This window comes from Chromohalobacter sarecensis, assembly GCF_023061135.1.
GTDB classification, from domain to species: Bacteria; Pseudomonadota; Gammaproteobacteria; order Pseudomonadales; family Halomonadaceae; genus Chromohalobacter; species Chromohalobacter sarecensis.
Window position 1 is genome coordinate 322450 of sequence record NZ_JAKGAN010000004.1, and the last position, 19882, is coordinate 342331.

At 63.0% G+C, this 19882-nt stretch carries 20 protein-coding genes; 5 read left to right on the forward strand and 15 right to left on the reverse strand.

Translation table 11 applies throughout. The features are described 5' to 3' along the window. Positions 1–68 precede the first annotated feature (68 nt). The 6 genes from L1071_RS09010 to pcnB form a co-directional block, all read right to left on the reverse strand. Entirely contained in the window at positions 69–1106 is a 1038-nt protein-coding gene (locus L1071_RS09010) for an acyltransferase family protein (protein ID WP_246972973.1), read from the reverse strand. A 133-nt stretch (positions 1107–1239) separates the two neighbouring features. Further along, the gene (locus tag L1071_RS09015; protein WP_246972976.1) at positions 1240–2421 is read right to left on the reverse strand and encodes an acetyl-CoA C-acetyltransferase; all 1182 of its coding nucleotides are present in this window, start codon (positions 2419–2421) and stop codon (positions 1240–1242) included. 137 nt (positions 2422–2558) lie between these two features. Then, entirely contained in the window at positions 2559–3410 is an 852-nt protein-coding gene (gene panC / locus L1071_RS09020) for a pantoate--beta-alanine ligase (RefSeq protein WP_246972980.1), read from the reverse strand. Beyond that, complete coding sequence (gene panB, locus L1071_RS09025; protein ID WP_246972995.1) at positions 3410–4201, reverse strand: 3-methyl-2-oxobutanoate hydroxymethyltransferase; 792 nt, start codon at positions 4199–4201, stop codon at positions 3410–3412. The genes panC and panB overlap by 1 nt, the downstream gene beginning before the upstream one ends. Before the next feature lie 112 nt (positions 4202–4313). Next, positions 4314–4814 carry a 2-amino-4-hydroxy-6-hydroxymethyldihydropteridine diphosphokinase gene (gene folK, locus L1071_RS09030; protein ID WP_246973001.1) on the reverse strand — a complete coding sequence of 167 codons (501 nt, stop codon included), beginning with the start codon at positions 4812–4814 and terminating at the stop codon, positions 4314–4316. Beyond that, positions 4795–6210, reverse strand: coding sequence for a polynucleotide adenylyltransferase PcnB (gene pcnB / locus L1071_RS09035; protein WP_246973017.1), 1416 nt, complete (start codon positions 6208–6210; stop codon positions 4795–4797). The genes folK and pcnB overlap by 20 nt, the downstream gene beginning before the upstream one ends. A gap of 402 nt (positions 6211–6612) precedes the next feature. Here pcnB and L1071_RS09040 point away from each other — a divergent pair, with 402 nt between their 5' ends. Continuing rightward, complete coding sequence (locus tag L1071_RS09040; protein WP_246973019.1) at positions 6613–6954, forward strand: hypothetical protein; 342 nt, start codon at positions 6613–6615, stop codon at positions 6952–6954. A 149-nt stretch (positions 6955–7103) separates the two neighbouring features. On the opposite strand, the gene L1071_RS09045 is transcribed toward L1071_RS09040, so the two are convergent. From L1071_RS09045 to dksA, 3 genes are all read right to left on the reverse strand, one after another. Beyond that, positions 7104–8468, reverse strand: coding sequence for a sigma-54-dependent transcriptional regulator (locus L1071_RS09045; protein ID WP_246973021.1), 1365 nt, complete (start codon positions 8466–8468; stop codon positions 7104–7106). 173 nt (positions 8469–8641) lie between these two features. After that, the gene (gluQRS, locus tag L1071_RS09050; protein WP_246973032.1) at positions 8642–9517 is read right to left on the reverse strand and encodes a tRNA glutamyl-Q(34) synthetase GluQRS; all 876 of its coding nucleotides are present in this window, start codon (positions 9515–9517) and stop codon (positions 8642–8644) included. A gap of 71 nt (positions 9518–9588) precedes the next feature. After that, on the reverse strand, positions 9589–10026 hold the full coding sequence (gene dksA, locus L1071_RS09055; protein WP_246897392.1) for an RNA polymerase-binding protein DksA: 438 nt from the start codon (positions 10024–10026) through the stop codon (positions 9589–9591). 246 nt (positions 10027–10272) lie between these two features. Between dksA and sfsA the strand changes: the two genes are divergently transcribed. Further along, a complete protein-coding gene (gene sfsA / locus L1071_RS09060; RefSeq protein WP_246973035.1) occupies positions 10273–11019 on the forward strand; it encodes a DNA/RNA nuclease SfsA in 747 nt (248 codons plus the stop codon). A 1-nt stretch (position 11020) separates the two neighbouring features. Here sfsA and metW read toward each other — a convergent pair whose 3' ends face one another. Genes metW through L1071_RS09085 form a run of 5 tightly spaced genes read right to left on the reverse strand, consistent with a single transcriptional unit; the run spans position 11021 to position 15047 of the window. Next, a complete protein-coding gene (metW, locus tag L1071_RS09065) occupies positions 11021–11620 on the reverse strand; it encodes a methionine biosynthesis protein MetW (protein WP_246973038.1) in 600 nt (199 codons plus the stop codon). Continuing rightward, positions 11620–12780 carry a homoserine O-succinyltransferase MetX gene (gene metX / locus L1071_RS09070; protein WP_246973044.1) on the reverse strand — a complete coding sequence of 387 codons (1161 nt, stop codon included), beginning with the start codon at positions 12778–12780 and terminating at the stop codon, positions 11620–11622. Before metX ends, metW begins: the two co-directional genes overlap by 1 nt. A gap of 60 nt (positions 12781–12840) precedes the next feature. Next, entirely contained in the window at positions 12841–13431 is a 591-nt protein-coding gene (locus tag L1071_RS09075; RefSeq protein WP_246973047.1) for a YggT family protein, read from the reverse strand. A 33-nt stretch (positions 13432–13464) separates the two neighbouring features. Next, positions 13465–14289, reverse strand: a complete 825-nt coding sequence (gene proC / locus L1071_RS09080; RefSeq protein WP_246973059.1) for a pyrroline-5-carboxylate reductase — start codon at positions 14287–14289, stop codon at positions 13465–13467. A gap of 50 nt (positions 14290–14339) precedes the next feature. Further along, positions 14340–15047: a YggS family pyridoxal phosphate-dependent enzyme gene (locus tag L1071_RS09085; RefSeq protein WP_246973065.1), complete on the reverse strand. Its 708-nt coding sequence runs from the start codon at positions 15045–15047 to the stop codon at positions 14340–14342. A gap of 34 nt (positions 15048–15081) precedes the next feature. On the opposite strand from L1071_RS09085, the gene L1071_RS09090 reads away from it, so the two are divergent. Then, on the forward strand, positions 15082–16122 hold the full coding sequence (locus L1071_RS09090) for a type IV pilus twitching motility protein PilT (RefSeq protein ID WP_246973067.1): 1041 nt from the start codon (positions 15082–15084) through the stop codon (positions 16120–16122). A 38-nt stretch (positions 16123–16160) separates the two neighbouring features. Further along, positions 16161–17303: a PilT/PilU family type 4a pilus ATPase gene (locus L1071_RS09095; protein WP_246973069.1), complete on the forward strand. Its 1143-nt coding sequence runs from the start codon at positions 16161–16163 to the stop codon at positions 17301–17303. 4 nt (positions 17304–17307) lie between these two features. Here the strand turns inward: L1071_RS09095 and L1071_RS09100 are convergent, their stop codons facing one another. Further along, positions 17308–18423 (reverse strand): anhydro-N-acetylmuramic acid kinase, encoded by a 1116-nt coding sequence (locus tag L1071_RS09100; protein ID WP_246973074.1) that lies wholly within the window; start codon positions 18421–18423, stop codon positions 17308–17310. A 99-nt stretch (positions 18424–18522) separates the two neighbouring features. On the opposite strand from L1071_RS09100, the gene tyrS reads away from it, so the two are divergent. Further along, the gene (gene tyrS, locus L1071_RS09105) at positions 18523–19719 is read left to right on the forward strand and encodes a tyrosine--tRNA ligase (RefSeq protein ID WP_246973081.1); all 1197 of its coding nucleotides are present in this window, start codon (positions 18523–18525) and stop codon (positions 19717–19719) included. Positions 19720–19882 lie beyond the last annotated feature (163 nt).

A 19882-nucleotide genomic window follows, 5' to 3' on the forward strand; every position in this document is an offset into this window, starting at 1 on the left:
ATCCACTCCCAGCGCTTAATGAAGCCCCGTACACGTTGGTGTACGGGGCTTTTTACGTTAGGGACGCGTCAAGCTGAGCCGGTGTTTGCGGCAGGAGGCGAGCGCCGCTTGGGTATCCACTGGCGCAAGCGGCGTGAAAGTCGCTTCTCGATGAACTCGAAACTGGCCCACGACAACACGGCGATGAGCGGCAGGCAAATCGCCAGGGTAGCGTAGGGCGGCATGCCGACGTGTTCGCGCAAGGTGTACTGTGCCGTCCACAGCACGATGACATGCAGCAGGTAGGTCGAATAGGACCAATCGCCGAGCGCCTTGATCACTCGGTTTCCGGCGAATAGTGGCTCCATGGCGATGAACGCGCAGAGCAGCACCGTGCTGGGCAAGCCCCAGGCTAAGAAGCGCGTCATGCCCTGGGGGTCGTTGAACTGCATGAGCAGCGTGAATGCCACCAGGGCGATACCGGCCGGCAACCAGCGCCCCTGGGGCAGCCAACCGCGGCGATAGACGATGCCGACCCCCAGCCCGAGCAGGAAGTTGTAGATGATCGGGTCGTGGTAGAAGTCGCTTAGTAGCGGACGATCCGCGAGCCAGGCGCTGATCGCGATCATTACCAGGGCGAGTAGCCACAGGCGTAGGTGCTTGTTGACCAGTAAGGAGGCCGCAAACACCAGATAGAACAGCATTTCGAAGTTGAGCGTCCATCCCACGGGCAATGTTGGATAGTACCCATAGCCGGCAGGATTCTCGGTCGGCAGGAAGAGCAGCGACATCACCAGGCTTTTGAGATCCAGTCCGTAGTCCGGCATAACATCCTGCGAGAGATAGACGACACCCGCCGTGATGGCGGTATACAACCAGTAAGCAGGCACGATACGCGCGGCGCGTTGCAGGAGAAACTCGCCACTGGAAGGGGTGCGGCGTGCGGTGGCAGCATAGATGACGAAGCCACTGATGATGAAAAAGATATCCACACCCATTTGGCCTCGGGTGGCGAGAAGGTGCTCGAAGGTATTATTGGTATCGAAGTCGAAAAAAACCTGCACGAAGTGGTGGAAGACGACCACCCATGCCGCAAACGCACGTAATGCCTGCACCGAAATCAACATACCGATGACATTTCCTGTTGAAACCAAGACGAATACGACGCCGCTTGGGCGTCGTAAACGGTTGGGCAGGCAGGATAATCGAAAAGTTCACCGGTTTGACGTGAAGTTACAAAACAGCGTTTTTGTTAGCGTCTCACGGGCGTTCGATGGCCAGCGCCACGCCTTGTCCTCCGCCGATGCACAGCGTCGCCAGCCCTTTCTTGGCGTCGCGAGCGATCATTTCATGCAGCAGCGTCACCAGGATGCGGCAACCCGAGGCGCCGATGGGGTGCCCCAGCGCGATGGCGCCGCCGTTGACATTGATCTTGGCTGGGTCCCAGCCGAGCTCCTTGTTGACGGCGAGCGCCTGGGCGGCGAAGGCCTCGTTGGCTTCGATCAAGTCCAGTTCGTCGAGTGACCAACCTGCGCGTTCCAGACACCGCCGCGTGGCGGGGGCCGGGCCGATGCCCATGATCGCGGGATCGACCCCGGCGTTGGCGTAGGCTTTGATCACCGCGAGGGGCTCCAGCCCCAGCGCTTTTGCTTTCTTTGCCGAGCAGAGCATGGCCACAGCGGCGCCGTCGTTGAGCGAGGAGGCATTGCCGGCGGTGACAGTGCCATCGCGCTTGAAGGCCGGGCGCATACCGGCGAGCTGTTCGGCGGTCACGCCCGCGCGAGGCCCTTCGTCGGTGGTGACATGGAGCGGGTCGCCTTTGCGCTGGGGGATCTCGACCGGCACGATCTGCCCGGCGAAACGCCCCTCCTCGATGGCGGCAGCCGCCTTCTGCTGGGAAGCGGCGGCAAAGGCATCCATCTCCTCGCGGGTGATGTCGTACTTCGCAGCCAGATTCTCGGCGGTAATCCCCATGTGGATGTCGTTGAAGGCGTCCCACAAGCCGTCGCGGATCATCGTATCCACCGCCGTCCAGTCACCCATGCGCTGGCCGGTACGCGAGTTCGGCAGTACATGCGGAGCCAGCGACATGTTCTCCTGACCACCGGCAATAATCAGCTCGGCGTCGCCACAACGGATGGCCTGGGTCGCCAGATGCAACGCCTTGAGGCCGGAGCCGCAGACCTTGTTGATGGTCATCGCCGGTACGGCGGAAGGCAGCCCCGCGTTTATGGCCGCCTGGCGGGCAGGGTTCTGACCGCATCCGGCGGCCAGCACCTGGCCGAGCAGAACCTCGTCGACCTGTTCGGGGGGCACGCCGGTATGCGCGAGCAAATCCGCGATCACCGTGGCGCCGAGCTGGGTCGCGGGAAGGCTGGCGAGGGCGCCGCCGAAACTGCCGATGGCGGTACGCCGTGCCGCTACGATCACCACGTCTTCCATGAGAGTCTCCTATCAGCCTAGAGGGGCGGTACATTTAGAATAGGCGAGTCCAGTGCCGCGCGACAATCGGGTAATGGGCGTAGATCGCCGGTATGAGCGGGTATACCGGCGTAATGTGACGGAGATCATGCGGCTGATCAGTGCGGCAAGCTGACCGGGAGATTGTCGATCAGGCGGGTGGTACCGAGGTGCGCAGCGGCGAGCAGGATCGTTTCGCGGGTATCCAGCGCGACCGGTCCCAGATCCTGGGCGCGACGCAATTCCAGGTAATCGGGTTTGAAACCCTCCGCGACGAGGTTCGCCAAGCCCTCGCGCAACGCCGACGCCGGGGTATCGCCGTCTTGCAGTGCGTCACGCACTTGGCACAAGATGCGATATAGCGCCGGGGCGCGCTGACGCTCTGCGGCACTTAGATAGCCGTTGCGCGACGACAGCGCTAGGCCGTCCTCGGCGCGTTGGGTGGGCACGCCGACGATGTCGATGGGGAAATGCAGGTCCGCGACCATCTTACGAATCACCGTCAACTGCTGGTAATCCTTGCGCCCGAAATACGCGATATCGGGCTGCACGAGGTGGAAAAGCAAGCTGACGACCGTGGCCACCCCGGTGAAATGCCCGGGCCGGTTGGCACCGCACAGGCCTTCCGAGATCTGGGGGACACTGACCTGGGTGAGGTGATCGCGGCCTTGGGGATAGAGCGTCTCGGCACTGGGGGCGAAGACGATATCGCAGCCATGGCTCGCCAGTGCCTGAGTATCGGTATCGAGCGTGCGTGGATAGTGCTCGAAATCCTCGCCGGCCCCGAATTGTAGAGGGTTGACGAAGATGGTGGCGACTACCACATCCGCGTCACGGCGCGCGGCGTCGATCAAGGCCAGATGCCCGGCGTGCAAATTACCCATGGTCGGCACCAGGGCGATACGCTGGCCATCGCGGCGAAGGGGAGTCAGGTGGGCACGTAATTCGGTGATGTCGTGCAGCGTCAACATCAAAAACTATGCTCCTCGGCAGGAAACTGGCGTGTCTTGACGGCGTCGTGGTAAGCCGCGAACGCGGCCTGAACGTTATCGCGTCCGGTCAGGAAGTTCTTGGCGAAACGTGGCGGCCGCCCGTGCGTCACACCGAGGATGTCATGCATTACCAATATCTGGCCATCCACGTCGGGGCCTGCGCCGATTCCGATGACCGGGACTTCCACGGCGTTGCGCACGGCATGACCCAGCGCGGCGGGCACGCATTCGAGCAGAATCACCGACGCGCCGGCGTCGACCAGCAAGCGCGCATCGGCGACGATGCGCTGGGCATCGTCCTGTTCGCGTCCTTGCACCTTGTAGCCGCCGAACTGGTGCACGCTCTGGGGCGTCAGGCCCAGGTGCGCGCATACCGGCACGCCGCGCCGCACCAGGGCGCGCACATCGTCATGCATCCAGCCCGCGCCTTCGATCTTGACGAGCTCGGCGCCGGCGCGCATCAGGGCGCCGGCATCGCGCAGTAGCTGACTCGTATCGGCGTTGCTCATGAAGGGCAGGTCGACCATCAACAGACTACGCTGCTTGCCGCGCGCCACGCAGCGCGTGTGGTAAAGGATGTCGTCGAGCGTCACGGGAATCGTGCTGGCATGACCTTGCAGTACCATGCCCAGTGAATCGCCCACCAGCAACACATCGATACCGGCGGCGTCCGCGTGCTGTGCGAACGACGCATCGTAGGCCGTCAGGCAACTGAAGGGTTCGCTGGCACGCTTGAAGGCATTGAGGTGGCTCAAGGTGACGGTTTTCATGAAACATTCCATGCTGTGGTGGCCCGCGCGGGCCTGGGGGAGGTGTTACCGCAAACGTTACCTCAGGGTGCCGAAAGTGTGGATCGGTAACACATTGGCTGCAACACGACTTTTAGGGAAGAAGGCGGTGCAGCTCTGCACCATTATAATGTTTCGCCAGAGTGGTGGTGTTCTTGCCGGCAAGCGTTACCTCGGGTGCGAGCTCCGCCAGGGGGACGAGCACGAAGGCCCGCTCGTGCATGGCCGGATGCGGGAGCGTCAAACGCGGTGTTCGCCATTCGAGATTGGCATAGAGCAAGAGATCGAGATCTAGCGTACGCGGCCCCCAATGGCGTTGGCGCACCCGACGGTGGCGTTGTTCGAGTGCCTGCAGTTGGTCGAGCAACGCCAGTGGTGACAGACGCGTGAATACGCAAGCGACGGCATTGATGAAGTCGGGTTGATCCTGGGGGCCTACCGGTGCCGAGGCATACAGAGAGGAATGCCCCGCCAAGTGGGTCAGTGGCAGGGCATCGAGTTCTTTCAAGGCGCGCGAGACATGCTCGCGCGGCCCATCCAAATTGCTGCCCAGGCCGATATAGGCCGCTACGCGGTCACTCCTGGCGACCGTCATTGCCATGCTCGGATGACGGATTGCGCCGCCGCCGTCGACGCCGCTTGGGGCGATCCGACGTGCCGGCCGGGGAGCCGCTGGTTTTGGCGATCAGGCGTGCTTGCTCGTGGTCGTCGCCTTCCTGAAAGGCCGTCCACCAAGCACCGAGCCCGGGATCGATTTCACCGGCGTTTTCTCGCAGCAGGAGGAAGTCATAGGCAGCGCGGAAGCGAGTATGCTCCAGGGTCTGGAAGGCACGTTTGCCGCGACGCTTGGGCAAGCGTTGCTGAAGGTCCCAGATTTCCCGCATCGGCATGCTGAAGCGTTTGGGGATCGTGGTGTGTTGCAGTTGCCGCGAAATGCTTTGCTGCGAGGCGGTTTGCTGCGCGGGGATCGGCGGCATGCCATCGCTCTCGAGGCGCTCGGCGCGTAGGCGCATGCCGGGCCACAGCATGGCACCGTACAGAAACGCCGGAGTGACGGGACGTTCTTGCTGGATGCGCCGGTCGGTGTTGATCAGGGCCTGCTCGATCAGTGGCCTTGCCCACGCGCGTTCTGCGATGGCCTCTTCGGCCTCGGGGAATAGTATGGCGAACAAGCCATACTCGCGGAGCAGCTCGAAGGTGCGTAGCGCTTGCCCGGAGAGAAAGAGCTTGAGTACCTCCTCGAACAGGCGCGCTGGGGGAATCTGCAACAGCAAGGGCGCCAATTCGAGAATCGGGGCCTCGGTGCGCGGCTCGATATCGAAGTCCAGCTTGGCAGCGAAACGTACGGCACGCAGCATGCGCACCGGGTCCTCGCGATAACGCACCTCGGGGTCGCCGATCAAGCGCAGGGTGCGGGCTTCGAGATCGTTCACGCCGTCGGCCCAATCGTGAATCGAGAAGTCGGCGATGTTGTAGTAAAGCGCATTGACCGTGAAATCGCGGCGTAGCGCGTCTTCCTCGATGGTGCCCCAGACGTTGTCACGCAGCAGCAAGCCGTCGTCGGATTGCTGGGAATGCGCGGTGTCTTGATCGTCGCCGGGCCGCCCCCGAAAGGTTGTGACCTCAATGACTTCGCGGCCGAAGCGCACGTGGACGATACGGAAGCGGCGCCCGATGATGCGTGAGTTGCGAAACAGCGTGCGTATTTCTTCCGGCGTGGCATCGGTGGCGACGTCGAAGTCTTTGGGGGCCTTTCCGAGCAGTGAGTCACGCACGCAGCCACCGACCAGGTAGGCTTCATGGCCGGCATTGTGCAGGCGATACAACACCTTGAGAGCATTCTCGCTGAACAGGCGCCGTGATACGTCGTGCTGGTCACGTGGGATGACACGCAGCGTGGGCGTGGAGTGGCCGGAGGACTCTTGGGCGCCAAACAGGGTCTTCAAACGTTCACCGGGGCGTTGGAGAAAGCGGGTAAATCCTTTGAACATGCGTCGTTAACGACTTGCGGAGAGCGAAGTGGCTAGTGTAAGCCGACACTCCTTGGCTTGCAAAGGATGTGGCGTGATGAGGGGCGAGAACAGGCGCTCGGAGGAAGTAGAGTGCCTGACACTGGCATTAAAAGGGGAGACCCGGTGGGCCTCCCCTAAGTATGCTGTGCAACGTCCTTGCTGCTGTTTCTTCTTCGTGATGGCGCATCGCCTTGAATACGCACCACAGTCACCAATGAACTTCGGCAGGCAAGCAATATTCTTGTTGTTGTGACTCTTCCCGCGTGGTGACCACCTCGTATTCAAAACAATAATCCAACCACGACGACATCGTTTCTCCCGACATGTTGTTGTTGTCGTCGGGATGCTTCGGGCGAGGGCATTTTTCTTGTTGGGCCTCGCATGAAGCGTCGCGTCCTGGTTCGGTTCCGGATCTCGACCGTCTTGTTGTTGTTGGCGGTCGACTCGCGTTGCGTCTCGTTTGTTGTTGTTGGCGATTCGCTTGCGATGTTCCAGCTCGACGTTTTTGTATTTGTGGTTGCCGATGTCGGGCTGAGCACCTGCGGCGTACGTTATTGTGGTTGTTCGTGCGCCACCGGGTATCCGGCTGTTGTTTTTCTTAGTCTATACATTGCAGTGGTCGTGCCACCATTTGTTTTTTTCTTTTGGATCAATGTTTTATGGTTTTTAATGAAAGTTCCCTACGTTCCGAGAGAGCGTGGTGTTACCGCAATTGCCGCATAACGGGGCATCTCTTGTGTGGGATGGTAACAACTGGTGCATCAGCCCCGTCGCTAAGGCGTATAGGGTCTCTGAAAAGGCCGGGAGATGCGCTTAGACCATAGTCGCGGCAGGAATCGAAAAGGTGCTCGACGGCATGATTAAGGGGAGAGTCACGCCAGGCGGCGAGCATTTTTCTTGCGCGGAATGCCCAGACGCTGACGACGCTCCCACAGGCATTTGCGGCTGATGCCCAGCTTCTGGGCCAGCTCGGTTTCACTCATCTGCGCCTGATGCTCGAGGACGAAATGCTGGAAGTAGTCTTCCAGAGACAGGTCGTCGTCGAGAACCTCGTCCTCCTCGGGGGCGTCGGACGATTCGGAAGGCGCAGCGATCGGCTCCTGTCTGCGTTCCAGTGGGAGGCCGAGATCGCCGGGGTGGATAAGGTGGCCCTCGGCGAGAATGACGCCGCGTTCTAGGGCATTTTCCAGCTCACGCACATTGCCTGGCCAGGCGTAACCGAGGATGTCGCGACGTGCGGCGCGCGATAAGCGCAATCCTGGTCGCGCATGGCGGGTGCAAGCCCGCTCGAGCAGGGCCTGGGCAATGGTGATGATATCGTCGTCGCGCTCGCGAAGCGGAGGCAGCTCGATTTGCATGACATTCAGGCGATAGTAGAGGTCGAGCCTGAATTCGCCGCTGCGCGACAGCGAGTGCAGGTCACGATGCGTCGCCGCGATCAGGCGTACATCGACGTAACGCGTCTCCACCGAGCCGATGCGCCGGATCTCGCCTTCCTGAAGCACGCGTAGCAGGCGGGCTTGAGCATCCATGGGCAGCTCGCCGATCTCGTCGAGGAAGAGCGTGCCGCCATCGGCGGCTTCGACCAAGCCGGTGCGTGCACTGTTGGCTCCCGTGAAGGCGCCCTTTTCGTGGCCGAAGAGTTCGGATTCGATCAGGGTCTCGGGGATCGCAGCACAGTTGACGCAGATCAGCGGCGCCTTGGCGCGGCGGCTCTGGCGATGCAGGGCGCGCGCAACCAGTTCCTTGCCGGTACCCGATTCACCCTGCACGAGCACGGTGACGTCGGCGTGTGCCGTCTTGCGGATGCGTTCGTAGACACGCTGCATGGCGACGCACTCGCCGATCATGCCGCGAGGAGCATCACTAGGAGAGGCGGTGTCGTTGGTCGCCGGGCGTGCTAGCACACGTGACACGATCGCCAGGACGTCATCGTCATCGACGGGCTTGGCGATACAGTCGACGGCGCCTTCCTTGAGCGCGACCACGGCCTTTCGCAGGCTGGCGTGGTCGGTCATGACTAAGACCGGTGTCGGGGCGCTCAGCGCGAGCATCTGCGTGCCGTCTTCTCCTGCCAGGCGCAGATCGCAGATCACCAGGTCGAAGGTCTGTGGCGCCAGCGCCTGTGCGGCGTTGAGCGATGCGGCGGCCGCCACGTGGTACGCCTGGCGCTCGAGCAGGTCCTTCAGGGCCTGACGCGGCGTGTCTTGGTTTTCGACGATCAGGATTCGGCTCATGGGCCTCATGGTCGCGTGAATGCATGGGGAGTGGCCGAGCGTCGGCGCTGGCGGCGCTCGGCAGGCTTGTATCCTGACGCCTGCCGGCCAGGCGAATCAAGCCAAAGGGTGTGCGACCATGGCATGACAAGGTCGCTGGCCAGGGCGTTGGATGTCCACGCAGGCGTGGCTTTTCAGTGCTCGGTCGTTGCCAGGTGGCGTAGGCGTTCGGGGCACCAGGTGCCGATCGCCGCGTCGAGTTGATCGGTCACGCAGGCATGTGCCATCTCGCGTGGCGGTTGCTGACCGAGTCGCTGCAAGGCGTGGTGCAGGGCGTGGCGGATGCCGGCCGCGTCGGTCGGTAGCGCCGGAGCAAGATTCTGCTTGGAGAGCTTCTGGCCGTTGTCACCGAGTACCAAGGGAAGGTGTAGATAGCGTGGCACCGGGAACCCCAGGGCATCTTGCAACTGACGTTGCCAGGGGGTGTTGTCGAGCAGGTCGGCGCCGCGCACCACATCGGAGACCTCTTGATCGGCATCATCGACGACCACCGCGAGCTGATACGCCCAAAGATCGTCCTTGCGCTTGAGGATGACGTCGCCCAGTTCGGCGGGATCGAAGCGCTGATGACCCAGGCGCCGGTCCTCCCATTCAACGGGACGCCGGCCAAGGTCGCTGCGCAGCCGCCAAGCCAGGGGGCGCTCGGGGTGCAGCGGCCCGTACCGGCACCAGCCGGGGTAGATCGCATGCTCGCGCCACTCTTTCCGCGAACAGCTGCACGGATAGGCAAGTCCTTGCTCGGCGAGGCGCTCGAGCGCTGCCTGGTAGTCCGCGTGACGCTCGCTCTGGTAGCGCACGCTGCCATCCCAGGTAAGGCCGAAGGCGTCCAACTGGCGGAGAATGGTATCGGCGGTGCCTGCGGGGCAGCGTGGCGGGTCGATATCCTCGATGCGCACGAGCCAGCGCCCCTTGGCGTGGCGTGCGTCGAGAAAGCTCGCCAGGGCCGCGATCAGCGACCCTAGGTGTAGAGGTCCCGAGGGGGTCGGTGCGAAGCGACCGATATACGACATGAGCTACGTAGCCTGCGCCATGACAAACGGGCACCCGAAGGTGCCCGTCGAGAGAGTATTCATAAACGGCATCAGCCGCCGAGTTGCTTTTCCTTGAGCTCCGACAGCGTCTTGCAGTCGACGCAGAGCGTGGCGGTAGGGCGAGCCTCGAGGCGGCGAATGCCGATCTCGACGCCGCAGGCTTCACAGAAGCCGTAGTCATCCTCATCGATATTTTCGATGGTCTCGTTGATCTTCTTGAGAAGCTTGCGCTCGCGGTCGCGGGTACGCAATTCCAGGTTGAAGCCTTCTTCCTGGGTGGCACGGTCGGCCGGGTCGGCGAAGTTGTTGGCTTCTTCCTGCAGGTGGCGCACCGTGCGATCCACCTCTTCCATGAGCTCCTGTTTCCAGATGAGCAGGATTTGGCGGAAGTGCGCGAGCTGCTGCTCGTTCATGTATTCTTCACCCGGCGCCGGGTCATACGGGGTGAATTTTTTCGGCGCTTCCGATTTGATTTCCGCTACTGGCATGGGACTGCCTCATTACGCAAGTGACTTGGGCCGATGCCTGGCCAGGGTAGGACTTGGGCGCCCGCCCGAAGCCTTGCTTATTTAGCGGAAAAATGCAGGCTTTGCAACCATTCTCGGCGACAAAATAGCGCTTTCCGATCTCGGTCAAGGCGCTGGAGCGCGCGCGTTCGCGGTCATGGCGCCGCTCTTGCGAAAATGTGATTTTTTGTCCTGCGGTGTGATGTGTTCGTGATCCAAGAGGGGAAGATGGAATACACGCAATTGACGCCCGGTATTCTGATGCGTCGCTACAAGCGTTTTCTGGCCGATGTGCGATTGGCATCGGGCGAGGAGGTGATCGCGCATTGTCCCAATACCGGCTCCATGCGCGCGGTCAACGTCCCCGGGTGTCGCGTCTGGCTCTCGCCGAGTCGTAATCCCGCGCGCAAGCTGGCGTGGACCTGGGAATGGATCGAACTGCCCATGCCCGGCGCAGCACCGGCGCTGGCCTCGGTGCACACCGGGCGCGCCAATGCGTGGGTCGAGGAGGCGCTGCGGGCGGGACGTATCGCCGAACTGGCGGGGTATACGACGCTCAAGCGGGAGGCCAAGGTCGAAGGCGCACGGCTCGATTTCCGTCTCACCGAGGCGCGGCAAACGACCCATGTCGAAGTCAAGCAGGTGACGCTGCGTGAAGACGACGGCCATGGCTATTTCCCTGACTCGGTCAGCGAGCGCGGTCGCCGGCACCTAGAGAGCCTGGCGGCGCGGGTTGCGCTGGGCGAACGCGCGGTGCTCCTGTTTTGCGTGGCACATACCGGGATCGACGCCGTGGCGCCGGCCGCGCATCTCGATCCGGCCTATGCCGAGACGCTACGTCGTGTCGCCGCCCAGGGGGTCGAGGTGCTGGCATATGGCGTCAGCGTCACCCGGGATGCGGGCGGCGCGCCCTGCGAGGCGATGCTGACCCGACGGCTGCCGGTAGATCTCGAGCGGCAGCCGCCGAGCGTCTGAGTCAGCGTGAGGCGCGCGTGACACGGAAGATCGCCGTTTCCCCGCACAGGTTGGGCCACAGCCGCGAGCTCCAGTGCGGTTCGTGATCGCCGTTACCGACGCGTTGGTCGACGATGGTCAGGCCTTTATCGCGGCACAGTTGCCCGAAGTCGCGAAACGTCGATAGGTGGATGTTGGGCGTGTCGTACCAGGCATGGGGCAATGATTTGGAGACCGGCATGCGGCCCTGAAAGCCGAGATAGAGGCGGTGGCGCCAGTAGGCGAAGTTGGGAAAGGCGATGATGCATTCGCGGCCCACGCGCAGCATTTCGTCGAGGGTGCGGTCCGGGCGCTGCAAAGCCTGAAGCGCCTGGGTCATGATCACCAGGTCATAGGCATCGTCGTCGACGTTGCTCAGGCCGTCGTCGATGTCCTGTTCGATGACGCTGACCCCACGCTCGATGCAAGCAGTGATGCCATCGGGATCGATCTCCAGGCCGTAGCCGACGACCTGCTTGTCACGCGCCAGGGCGGCAAGCAACTCGCCGTCGCCGCAGCCCAGGTCGAGCACGCGCGCGCCTTGCGGCACCCAGTCGTGGATCAATTTGAGATCGGCACGCATCAGGTCGTCTCCTCGAGCTGCAGGTCGCGGGCAACGCGACGCATGAAACCACCGAACACCGCTTCGTAACGTGGATGCGGCAGCAGGAATGCATCGTGGCCGTGGGGCGAGTCGATGCTGGCGTAGCTGACGGTCTTGTCGGCGCGCATCAGGGCGTCGACCAGCTCGCGCGAACGCGGCGGCGCGAAACGCCAGTCGGTGGTAAAGCTGACCACCAAGAACGGACATTGCGCCGGCGCCAGCGCGGCGGCCAGATCGCCGCCGTGCAAGGCGGCCGGGTCGAAGTAATCCAGCGCCTTGGTCATCAGCAGGTAAGTGTTGGCATCGAAGCTGGTGGAAAACGTATCGCCCTGGTGACGCAGATACGATTCGACCTGGAATTCCACGTCATAGCCGAAGTTGAGCTGATCGGTACGCAGATCGCGGCCGAACTTGGCCCCCATCGAATGCTCGGACAGATAGGTAATATGGCCGATCATGCGGGCCAGCTTGAGCCCGCGCTTGGGCACCGTGCCGTGCTCCTCATACCAGCCGTCATGAAAATCGGGATCCGAGCGGATCGCCTGGCGGGCGACCTCGTTGAAGGCGATATTCTGCGCCGAGAGGCGTGGCGTGGCGGCGATGACCACGGCATTGGCGATGCGCTCGGGATACGCCATCGCCCATTGCAACACCTGCATGCCGCCGAGGCTGCCGCCGACCACGGCGGCGAAGCGTTCGATGCCCAGTCGATCGGCCAGACGTGCCTGACTATGCACCCAGTCGGCCACCGTCAGGACTGGAAATGCCGGACCCCAGGCGCGCTGAGTCTCGGGGTTGGTCGAGGCGGGGCCGGTACTGCCGTGGCAGCCACCGAGGTTGTTGAGCGAGACGACGAAGTAGCGCTCGGTATCGATCGCCTTGCCGGGACCGATATAGGCATCCCACCAGCCGGGCTTGCGATCTTCCATGCCGTGGAAGCCCGCCGCGTGATGATGGCCGGAAAGCGCATGGCAGATCAGTACCGCGTTATTGCGTTCGGCATTGAGCGTGCCATACGTCTCGTAGACCAGCGTGTAGTCGGACAGCGTCTTGCCGCCAGCCAATGCCAGCGGGGTATCGAAGTGCGCCGTTTGCGGCGTGACCAGACCGACCGAGTCGGGAGGTAGCGTATCGGGCATCGTGTGTGTCGGTTTCCGTGTCCAGCGTGAGGCGCGTGACGGCGCCAGGATGATGAATGTTCAGAAGCCTACCAGCATGCCGGGTAATCCTGCCGCACGGGCCAGGGCGCCGACGACGAGGCTGTCGATCAGGCTGATGGCGATGAACACCACGATGGGCGACAAGTCGATCATGCCCAGCGGAGGGATGACCTTGCGCACCGGGGCCATGATCGGCTCGACTAGTTGATGGACGAGAATGGCGCCGGGATGGCTGGCCTGTGGCGCGACCCAACTGAGAATGATCATGATGATCAGAGCGAAGAAATAGATGTCGAGAATCGCGCTCAACACCCCGGCCAGTGCCGCCACCAGTACGCCCTGAATCGGCGGCATACCGATGCCGGCGAGCTTGAGCAGCACGAAGATGGTGATGCCCTTGAGTAGCAGGCCCGCGACCAGCGAGGCGGGATCGAAGCGTCCACGTGGGCGGAAGATACGCTGCAAGGGCGCGACTACCGGCCGTGTGGCGGTGATTACCGCCTGGCTGACGGGGTTGTAATAATCGGCGCGCGAAAACTGCAGCAGAAAGCGCAGCATCAGGACGAACAGATACACATTGATTAGCGTGTTGACCAGCATCAAGCCGGCGCTTCCCATTTGGCTGCCCATGGGGCTCCTCCGTGTCGGATGGGTGTAGGGGATTCAGTCGCGGCTCAGTTCGTCGGCCAGTTCACGGGCGCGTGTCGCGCAGGCTTGCGTGGCGTTTTCGAACAGCCGACGCAGGCCGTCGTCCTCGAAGCTATTGATGGCGCGTTCGGTGGTGCCGTTGGGCGAGGTCACGCGGCGGCGCAATTCAGCGGGCTCGAATTCGCTTTCGCGGGCCATGCTGGCCGCGCCGTAGGCGGTTTGCAGCGCCAGGCGGCGGGCACTGTCGGCGGGCAGGCCGAGCTTCTTGCCGGCGTCTTCGAGGGCTTCCATGATCAGGAAGAAATACGCTGGCCCGCTACCCGACACGGCCGTAACCGCCTCGAGAAGCGTCTCGTCGGCGACCCACTCGACGAGTCCCACGGCTTCCAGCAGCGAGGTGGCCAACTGTTTCTGTTCCTCGCTGACGCGGGCGTTGGCGTAAAGCCCCGCGGCGCCCTGGCCGACCAGGCTGGGGGTGTTGGGCATGCAGCGGATCACGGCCATGTCACCGCCCAGCCAAGTATCCAGCGTCTCGGCACTCAGGCCGGCGGCCACGGAGACGATCAGGGGGCGTTGGCGCTGCACGCTATCGCGCAATTCCTCGCATACCTCGCGCATGACCTGCGGCTTGACGGCCAGGACCACGACATCCGCGTGTTCGACGGCGGCGTTGTTGTCGGATGTGGTGTTGACACCATAGCGTGAGGCGAGCGCGTCGAGTGTCTGGGCGCCGCGTGCGGTGGCAGTGATGGCCTCGGCGGGGTAGCCGCCTTCGATCATGCCGCCGAAAATGGCGCTGGCCATGTTCCCGGCGCCGATGAATGTGACTTGGCTTGTCATGGGGTCTCCTGAAGTGTCGCGGCGACACAATGGGGTTAGGGGCAAGGCGATCAGGGGCGCGGCGCGCGCTGCCCGAAAATGGCCGTGCCCAGACGGACCAGGGTGGCACCTTCGAGGACGGCGGCCTCGAGATCGCCGCTCATGCCCATCGATAAGGTATCCAGAGGCGCCTGGGGATGCCGCTGGCGGAGCATTTCGAGCAAGGTGCGCAGCTCGGCGAAGGGTCGCCGCTGGGCCGCTAGGTCGTCGCGCGGCGCGGGCAGCGTCATCAAACCGCGTAGTCGCAGACGTGGCAGCGCCACCACGGCGTCGGCCAGTGCCGGCAAGGCCTCGGGCGAAACGCCGGATTTGCTGGTTTCGCCGCTGACGTTGACCTGCAGGCAGACATCCAGCGGTTCCAGCGCCGCCGGGCGCTGTGCATCGAGGCGTGTGGCGATGCGCGCGCGGTCGATGGTATGCACCCACTGGAAGTGCTCGGCCACCGCGCGGGTCTTGTTGGATTGCAAAGGACCGATGAAATGCCAGACGATACCCTCGAGATCGTCCAGCGCGGCCTGTTTGTCGAGCGCTTCCTGAAGATAGTTCTCGCCGAAGGCGCGTTGCCCCGCTGTGAAGGCCTGACGCACACTCGCTGCGGGTTGCGTCTTGCTCACGGCCAGCAGGCAGGCGCTCTCGCCGTCACGCCCCGCGTGCGCCAGGGCGTGGGCCAAACGCTGGCGAGCGCGTTCGAGGGATTCTGCGATGGTGACATCTGGCATACTGGGAAACCCTGTCCGCGAGCGAGAGAAGTGCATGGATATTATCGAATTGCTGGCGTTCTCGGCAAAGCAGAAGGCGTCCGATCTGCATCTGTCCGCTGGTTTGCCGCCGATGATTCGCGTCGACGGCGACATTCGCCGGCTCAACGTGGAGCCGATCGAGGACCGTGATGTTCGCAAATTGATCTATGCGATCATGAACGATCAGCAGCGCCGCGACTACGAAGAGGCGCTCGAGCATGATTTCTCGTTCGAGGTGCCGGGCGTGGCGCGCTTCCGCGTCAACGTCTTCCATCAGGGGCGCGGCGCGGGCGCCGTCTTTCGCACCATTCCCAGCGAGGTGCTTACCCTCGACGACCTGGACCTGGGCGAAGCGTTTCGTCGCCTAGCCTCGCTGCCGCGCGGGCTGGTGCTGGTGACGGGGCCGACCGGGTCGGGCAAGAGTACGACCTTGGCGGCGATGATCGACTACGTCAACGAAAACTACTATCAGCATGTGCTGACCATCGAGGACCCGGTGGAGTTCGTGCATCGCAGCAAGCGCAGTCTCGTCAATCAGCGCGAGTTGCATCGCGATACGCGCAGCTTCGCCACGGCGTTGCGCTCGGCGTTGCGTGAGGATCCCGACGTGATCCTGGTCGGCGAGCTGCGCGACCTGGAAACCATCCGCCTGGCGTTGACTGCCGCCGAAACCGGGCATCTGGTGTTCGGTACCTTGCACACCACCTCGGCAGCCAAGACCGTGGACCGCATCATCGATGTGTTCCCGGGCGATGAGAAAAGCATGGTGCGTTCGATGTTGTCCGAGTCGCTGCAGGGGGTCATCTCGCAGGTGCTGCTCAAGCGTGAAGGCGGCGGACGTGTGGCGGCCCATGAGATCTTGGTGGCCAGTGCGGCAGTGCGTAACCTGATCCGCGAGAACAAGCTGGCGCAGATGTATTCCTCGATCCAGACCGGCGGCAGCCTGGGCATGCAGACCCTGGATGCGGCGCTTTCGCGTCTGGTGTCGCAGGGGGTCGTTTCGCGTGCCGAGGCACAGGCCAAGGCGAAGGATGGACGCGTGCTGGGCGTGTGAGCCGGGCACCAATCGACGGTCGCGAAGGAGAACGCGAGATGACGCCATACGAATGGCTGACGCAACTGCTGGATATCATGCTCGACAAGCAGGCCTCCGACCTGCTGATCTCCACCGGGGCGCCGCCGAGTCTCAAGATCGACGGCGAGCTGGTCACGCTGGGTGAGCAGGCGATGTCGGTGGCGCAGGTGCGCGAGCTGGTCTCGGCGGCGCTGCCGCAGGGCGTCGGTGAGCGTTTCGAGGCCGAACGCGAGGCCAATTTCGCGCTCAGCCTGCAAGGCAAGGGACGCTTTCGCGTGAGTGCCTTCTACCAGCGTAGCCAGATGGCGATGGTCGTGCGCCGCATCGCCTTCGACATTCCCGACCTGGCGAGCTTGGCATTGCCGGACGCCTTGAGCGAGCTGGTCAATCGCAAGCGCGGTCTGGTGTTCATCGTCGGTGGCACGGGCAGCGGCAAATCGACCACGCTGGCGTCGATGATTCAGCACCGCAATCAGACGACCGGCGGACATGTGATCAGCATTGAAGACCCCATCGAGTACATTCATCCGCATGGCCGGGCGATCATCAATCAGCGCGAGGTGGGCATCGATACCGAGTCCTTCGAGGTGGCGCTCAAGAATGCGCTGCGTCAGGCGCCCGATGTGATCATGATCGGCGAGGTTCGCTCGCGCGAGATCATGGAGCATGCGTTGACGTTTGCCGAGACCGGTCATCTGTGTCTGGCGACGCTGCATGCCAACAACGCCAACCAGGCGCTGGAACGGATTCAGCATTTCTTCCCTAGCGAGCGCCACGAACAAGTGTGGATGGACCTTTCGCTCAATTTGCAGGCCATCGTCGCCCAGCGTTTATTGCCGCGCGAGGATGGCGAAGGGCGCTGTGCGGCGGTCGAGGTGATGCTACGTTCGCCGCTGGTCAGCGACCTGATCCGCAAGGGGGCGATTCACGACCTCAAGGAGGTCATGCAGCGCTCCCATGACCAGGGCATGCAGACCTTCGACCAGGCGCTATACGCGCTTTATCGGCAAGGCCGTATCAGCGAGAAGATGGCCTTGGTGCATGCCGACTCGGCCAACGACCTGCGGTTACGTATCGATTACGGCGATGCCGATAGCCCGCAATTGGCGCGGGCCAGCGATGCCGCCGAGCGTTTCACCCTGAAAGGCGACGATGAATGAGCCTTCATGGCGCATACAGACCGCCCAGCACACGGGGGCCACGGGCGCCGGTGACCTCGGGAAGATTGCCGGGGCGCCCTGCGAGGCGCTGATGAGCAAGCCAGGCGAAGGCGCCGGCTTCCAGCCAGTCCGCTGACCAGCCGAAACGTTCGCAGGGTGTCAGCGGAATATCCGGGACGTGCCGACGTAGACGCGCCAACAGGTCCGTGTTGTGGGCGCCGCCCCCGCAGGGGATGAGCGCATCGCAATACGTGTCCGAATGTTCGCTGCCTTGGGCGATGGCCATGGCGATACTGGTAGCGGTCAGCTCGGCGAGTGTCGCCTGAACGTCTTGGGGCGCTTCGTTACCCGTGAGATGAGTCGCCAGCCAGTCGAGGTGAAAATGCTCGCGCCCGGTACTCTTGGGCGGCGGGCGCTGAAAGTAAGGATCATCGAGGAGGCGCGAGAGCAAGACCGCGTCGACGTAGCCACCAGCGGCCCAGGCGCCATCGGCGTCGTAGGCGTGGCCCAGGTGTCGCTGACACCAGGCATCCATCAGCATGTTGGCGGGACCGGTGTCGAAGCCGAGCACGGACGCGGAGTCGCCGCTCGGCGGAAGACGCGTGAGGTTGGCGATGCCACCGAGATTGAGGATCAAGCGCGTATGCTCGGGGGCGGTGAACAGTGCGGCATGAAAGGCCGGCGCGAGCGGCGCGGCTTGCCCGCCGGCGGCCATGTCGCGGCGCCGAAAATCGCCGACCACCGTGCAGCCGGTCAGCTCAGCGAGCAGGCTGGGGTTGTCGAGCTGGTAGGTATGCGGGGGTACGCCTTCGGGGGCATGTTCGATGGTCTGCCCGTGGCTGCCGACGGCGGCGATGTCGCTAGGCGAGGTGCAGGTCTCCGTGAGCAGGCGGTTGACTGCCTCGGCCTGACGTTCGCAGAACGCGGTCTCGAGCCGGGCCAGCTCCGCGAAGGTAGTCTCGCGAGCGAGGCACAGGGCCAGCAGATCCTCGCGTAGCGCGGCGGGAAAGGCCACGCCGGTGGCGCCCAGCCACTCGGGGCGGCCTTCGCCGCAACGCACCAGGGCGGCGTCGATGCCGTCCAGGCTGGTGCCGGACATCAAACCGATATAAAGGGGCATGTGCATCTCCATGTGCCAGGGCGCTCAACCGCCGTCGATGAGTCATGCTAACATCCCCCGTTATTGCCCAAGTCACCCTATTTGCGGAGAAAGGATACGATGACCGACGTCGCCGATGCGCTGGCGCTGCTCAAGCGTGGCACCCATGAAATTCTGCTGGAAGACGAGTTGGTAAAGAAGCTCGAGTCCGGGCGTAAGCTGCGTATCAAGGCGGGATTCGATCCTACCGCACCGGACCTTCATCTGGGGCATAGCGTACTGCTCACCAAGATGCGTCAGTTTCAGGAGCTGGGCCATCAGGTCGTGTTCTTGATCGGCGACTTCACGGGGCGTATCGGTGATCCTACGGGGAAGAATGTCACCCGCAAGCCGCTGACCGAGGAAGAGGTAAAGGTCAATGCAGAGACCTATAAAGAGCAGGTATTCAAGATCCTCGATCCGGCGCTGACCGAGGTGCGTTTCAATGCCGAGTGGATGAGCCAGCTTTCCGCTGCCGACATGATCGAGCTGGCGGCGCAGTCCACCGTGGCACGCATGCTGGAGCGTGACGATTTCGAGAAGCGTTATACGGCCAACCAGTCGATCTCGATTCACGAATTCCTGTATCCCCTGGTGCAGGGCTACGACTCGGTGGCACTCGAGGCCGACATCGAGCTGGGCGGCACCGATCAGAAGTTCAACCTCTTGATGGGGCGCGAGATCCAGAAGCATTTCGGCCAGGCGCCGCAGGTGGTTATGACCATGCCGCTGCTGGAAGGGCTGGATGGCGTGCAGAAGATGTCCAAGTCGCTGGGCAACTATGTGGGGGTCGACGATACGCCGGGTGTGATGTTCAACAAGCTGGTGTCGATGCCCGATAGCTTGATGTGGCGTTACTTCGAGCTGCTGTCGCTCAAGTCCAACGAGGACATCGAAGCGATTCGTCAGTCGATCGAGGCCGGGGCCAATCCGCGTGATATCAAGATGGAGCTGGCACGCGAATTGATCGGGCGTTATCACGGCGAAGAAGCTGCCGCCAATGCGCATAAGTCGGCAGGCAATCAACTGGCGGAAGGCGAGCTGCCGGAGGACCTCCCGGAGATCGAGGTGGCCTTCGAAGGCGAACAGGCGCCGATCGCTGCGGTGCTCAATCGCTCGGGATTGGTCAACAATAGTGCCCAGGCGAAGGACATGCTGGGCAATGGTCGCGTCAAGGTCGATGGCGATGTCGTGGCACGCGATCATATGCTCGCCACCGGCCAGAGCTATGTCATCCAGGCGGGTAAGAAACGCTACGCGCGGGTGACGCTGGGGTAGGGCGAAACGCCACGTTTCATCTGTACAAAAACCTCTTGCGTTCGCGACGGCGGATCCGTAAAGTACGCATCCGCTGCCGGCAACGGACTTCGTGGCCAGCGGTGGAGAGTGGCGCAAGTGGCTGACTTGCTTGAGAAATTCAAGCCTACGGGTGGCTTTCTCC